Genomic DNA, 4,581 nt, shown 5'->3' on the forward strand with positions numbered 1-4,581 from the left:
CCAGAAGATGCATTAAGTTTTATTGAGGGTGAATTAAGGGATGATCTGCTTTCAAACATCCCGGAAGAACCCCGTGCCAATCAGTATGTTGATTTTATTGCAAAATCGGTCATTCCGTTTGTAGAAGAAAATTATCCGGTGATAAAAAATCGTGATGGGCGGTTCGTGGCGGGCTCAAGTTATGGCGGATTGATCTCTCTCTATACGCTTACAAAATATCCCGAGATGTTTTCAGGAGCCGCTGCTTTATCCACACATTGGCCGGGTACGCATGAATCCAATGACGAAATTCCGGGTGGAATCAGAAAGTATTTGAGGCGAAATCTTCCGGACCCGGGCTCACACAGAATCTACTATGATCACGGTACCGAAACGCTCGATTCCCTCTATGCGCCCTACCAGCGGAAAGTGGATGCAATGATGCTGGAGCTTGGCTTTACACAAGGGCAAGATTTTAAATCAGAAGTATTTGAAGGAACCAATCATTCTGAAAATGCCTGGGCCGATCGGTTTGATGTACCGGTTCGTTATTTACTTCGCCATTAGAGTATGCTGTACTGATTAATTTGCCAAATAAACCGGATAGCTTGAGAGTTGAAATACACTAATCAACTATGTAATAGAACTTAGGTTATCAAGATGCAATAGAATAAATATTTACAATCGGCAGTCCCTCTTCAGTATTTTCAATGGTATAAATATTTCCGTGACGTACTGTACTTAATCTGTTTCTATCCGGGAGTGATAATTGATGAAGAGGCTCCCCTTCATCAGAAAATACAAACCACTCAGTATCCTCTTCCTCGTTAAACATCTGTACCCAGATTCTGCCCTCATCATCTATCTTATAGTCTGAGTAAACGGGCTTTGTGTCGGGGAATGACGAAATAAGTTCTATGCGAGCCTGATTATTGTCAGAGAGGATAGTTTCATATCTGCTTAATAGTGTATCTCTGGCAGCATCTGTAAACGGTAAGTTGTTTACGGTGATATTAACGACAGGGTTAAAATTTGATTCCCCCGGTTTTTGTCGAAAAATGGTGAGTGAGTCAGTCCATCCAAAATATTGGTTACCCTCATAATCAACATTGAAACGGCCTTGCCTGTGAATGTTAGGGATCGTCATAGACATTCTGGGCATACCGTCTTGCATAACAGTAAATCGCTCATTTTGTGGGTACGTGTAAACCGAATCCTGAACAACATTGCCACTATTATCAATTTTTCTAACTACAGTCCCGCCTTCACTATCAATTTGCATGGCGTTTGTTACCACAAAATATTCATCATTGGCAACCGGGAAAAAAAGGCTGAAAAATCCATACTCATTAAAATTAGCAGCAAAATCAGAGTGATAATCCCAACGTCCGTTCTCTTTAGCATACGTGATCATGGTGCGGGATGAAAAGTCGAACAGGTGAAGTTTGTTGTCGCCGGACAAGGCCATTGGGCCGGGAAATTCATACTCTCCGGGACCGCTTCCCCGACCACCGATCTGCTGAATAAAATCCCCATTTGAAGATACAGCATACACATATCGCTGTGTGCCATCCACTAATATCATGTCTCCATCCGAGTCTACAAGCAGGTTTGTGATACTCCCAAGGAGTAGATCTTCCGATTCAGAAATCTCCATGGTATGTTCAAATTCGAGACCTGGCAGATCAAAAGTCTCTGACTCCGATGTTTGAGATGAACAGCCAACAATCAATATTAAGAGGATAGGTATTAGTAATTTCATAAACTTAGAAGTTGCCTTATTTATTACTAAGAGAGTAGTTATTTATTTTCAATCCTCAAAGTGAAATTTACAACCTATTGATATTTCTTTTGAACGGGGAATTTATTACACATGTTTTATGAGTGAATGTGAATAAAAGTTGATTAAAAAAATGAAAATTGTAGTAGCAGGAGGTCACGGTAAAATTGCCATGCTCCTCCACCCAATTTTGAAAGAGAAGGGTCATACAGTTAAAGGATTAATCCGAAAAGAGGAACAAGCTGATGACCTGAGAAAAGCAGGTGCAGAACCGGTATTAGTGGATATCGAAAAAGAGGATGATATCAGTGAATTTGTAGGTGAAGCGGATGCCGTGGTTTTTGCAGCCGGTGCCGGAGCCGGAAGCGGGAAGGAGCGTAAGTGGTCTGTAGATCGTGACGGTGCCATCAAACTGATTGAAGCTGCCAAAAAAAATGGAATTGAGAGGTATGTGATGATCAGCGCCATGGGCTTGGAGACACCACGCGGTGATGAGGTTTTTCAGGTCTATCAGCAAGCAAAAGTTCAGGCAGATGAAGCCCTCAGAAACAGTGGATTGAATTATGTGATTGTAAAACCCGGACGATTAACGAACGATGAGGGCACCGGAAAAGTAAAAATCGCTGAAAAATTGGATCGCGGTGAGATTCCCAGAGAAGATGTGGCGCACGTGATTGCTGAAGTTCTGGAGGATGAAAGCATCGAAGATGTAGAGTTTGATCTGCTTTCAGGCAAAGATGATGTTTCTGTAGCGCTTCAGGAATTTGTATAAGATCTGCGATTCTCAGCGAGAAATAGTCACCTAAAATCGGACTAAAAACAGGGAAAGAATTTTTGTTTCTCGCAGATTTACGCGGATGGTATCGCTGAATTTCGCAGAGAAAAGCTTTGCTCCCAAAGTATTTGTGTGAATAATTTAGTAAAAAGTCTCCCCTAGTAAGGGGAGAATTAGAGGGGTGTTTTTTTTAAAGGGAACCCTTGAAGTCATTATTTAAGAATCGAGCTCAGGTTTTTAAATAAAATTTAACCACCCCCGGCCCCTCCTTTGAAAGGAGGGGAAATTAGAGTAGATAAAAGGATTATCAATATCGGGCTGACTCACCGTTGGTCAGCGAGTTCTGAATAAAATCGCGGATGTGTTCGTTGGATGTAGCCAGATCTTCCTGGCGCAGGTACATCATGTGACCGCTTCGGTACCCTTCAAATCGCAGGCGATCCGATACTTTTCCACTTCGGTCCATGCTCCACATCACATACTTGGCAGAGAAATAGTCTGTAGCACCATCAAAATAACCGCTCTGTACCATTACATTGAGAAACGGATTCTCACCCATCGCCCGGCGCAGGTCATCACCGGTTGAATCGTTACTTCTGTCCCACGGATGAACCGGACCAAAAAGGTTGTACTGTAAATCTGTTTCGTAACCCAATACTTCCCTCAGGTAGTAGTTGATGCCCGGGGCAAATGCGTGGTTCCATGCAGTAAGTGCAGGATCGTGGTCGTATTGGTTGCCCGCATCAGATCGGTCTATTCCGCGATAACGAGAATCGAGGCGGCCAACTGTAATACCTTCATCCCGAAGCAGCTCTTTCCAGTAGAATGAGGTGGGAAGTGTGAGGTTATGATCCAGGATGTGCTGTTTGTCAATACCGGAGTAAGTGGAAACTTTTTCAGCGATCTCATTACGTTGGTCTTCAGGTAGAGTACCTCCACGGGCTACGGCGGGCAGATATTCTTCGATGGTAAACTCCTCAACTTCAGGAAGAAGATCATCTAGATCGCGTTGTTGCAATTCAGAAGGGAGTGCATCGTGATACCAAGCTGTTGCAGCGTAATAAGGCAGTTTCAGGATTTCGGAGCGTGGTGTCATGGCCGGTGGTTCAAGTCCCAAACCGGTTGGCGAGACCAGGATCACTCCATTAACAAACATCCAGTGTGAACTCTGTAGCTGACGGGCAAGACCGGCTACACGCGTAGTTCCGTAACTCTCACCCTTCAGATATTTTGGTGAGGTCCAGCGGTTGTGGCGGGATACAAAATTGTCGATCCAGGCGGCGAGGTACTGCACATCTGCATTCACACCAAAAAAATCACTTCTTTCTGCTTCTTCATCTAAAATTCTGGAAAATCCGGTATTGACCGGATCGATGTAAACGATATCAGCCACATCGAGGATGGAGTGTTCATTATCTGAAACACCGTAAGGCTGAACCGGATGGCCCTCATCGTCAATATTCAAAAATCTGGGTCCGGTGTAACCGATGTGCATCCAAACCGATGCCGATCCCGGTCCGCCATTGAATGAAAAAACGAGCGGACGGTTGGCAACATCATCCACGTCCGTTCTTCTATAGTAGACATAAAACAGGGACGCATCGGGTTCGCCTTCGTCATTCCAAACCGGTTGTGTTCCGGCAGTGGCTTCATATCGAACCCGGTTTCCTTTAATGGTGATTTCACCCTCAGTTGTCACGGCACTTTCTGCTTCCAGGATGGGCTGGGCAAGGGCATCAGATGTTGTGAGCGGGGTGAAAACAAAAAAGAGTAATAGAGGGAGTAGCGTATATAGTATCGTTTTCATCATTTAGTGTATTTGTTAATGGTAGGAATCAACTTGTAAATGCTTATGGGTGTGGTTTTTAAACCGAACAATAAAAAAGAAAAATGGTTGTTATTGTTGTAATTAACACAGCAGTGGGTGATAGATCATGATTAAAAACCTTTTTTATGTCGTTCTAGTTACTGCTTCGGGTATTGTAAATTCAGCAACCGCTCGTCAGTCAGATAACCAGGAGTTTCCAGATTCATCTGCTGTATTTCA

Annotated in this window: 4 protein-coding genes; 2 read left to right on the top strand and 2 right to left on the bottom strand. The window is 43.6% G+C overall.

What is annotated here, in order from left to right; translation table 11 throughout:
* The coding region (locus ACESM0_RS12905) for an alpha/beta hydrolase (RefSeq protein ID WP_372906614.1) at positions 1-546 on the top strand (546 nt) is incomplete at its 5' end.
* 88 nt (positions 547-634) lie between these two features.
* Here the strand turns inward: ACESM0_RS12905 and ACESM0_RS12910 are convergent.
* Positions 635-1,741, bottom strand: a complete 1,107-nt coding sequence (locus tag ACESM0_RS12910; protein WP_372906615.1) for a 6-bladed beta-propeller — start codon at positions 1,739-1,741, stop codon at positions 635-637.
* Positions 1,742-1,892: 151 nt separating this feature from the next.
* On the opposite strand from ACESM0_RS12910, the gene ACESM0_RS12915 reads away from it, so the two are divergent.
* Positions 1,893-2,531 (top strand): SDR family oxidoreductase, encoded by a 639-nt coding sequence (locus ACESM0_RS12915; protein WP_372906616.1) that lies wholly within the window; start codon positions 1,893-1,895, stop codon positions 2,529-2,531.
* Positions 2,532-2,841: 310 nt separating this feature from the next.
* On the opposite strand, the gene ACESM0_RS12920 is transcribed toward ACESM0_RS12915, so the two are convergent.
* Positions 2,842-4,344 (bottom strand): S10 family peptidase, encoded by a 1,503-nt coding sequence (locus tag ACESM0_RS12920; protein WP_372906617.1) that lies wholly within the window; start codon positions 4,342-4,344, stop codon positions 2,842-2,844.
* Positions 4,345-4,581: the final 237 nt, after the last annotated feature.

The sequence above is a fragment of the Rhodohalobacter sp. genome, assembly GCF_041686455.1.
Classification (GTDB): Bacteria; Bacteroidota; Rhodothermia; order Balneolales; family Balneolaceae; genus Rhodohalobacter.

Excerpts from the sequence above, each read along its gene's own strand:
- ACESM0_RS12910 (WP_372906615.1), bottom strand. The coding sequence starts at position 1,741 with ATGAAATTACTAATACCTATCCTCTTAATATTGATTGTTGGCTGTTCA.
- ACESM0_RS12915 (WP_372906616.1), top strand. The coding sequence starts at position 1,893 with ATGAAAATTGTAGTAGCAGGAGGTCACGGTAAAATTGCCATGCTCCTC.
- ACESM0_RS12920 (WP_372906617.1), bottom strand. The coding sequence starts at position 4,344 with ATGATGAAAACGATACTATATACGCTACTCCCTCTATTACTCTTTTTT.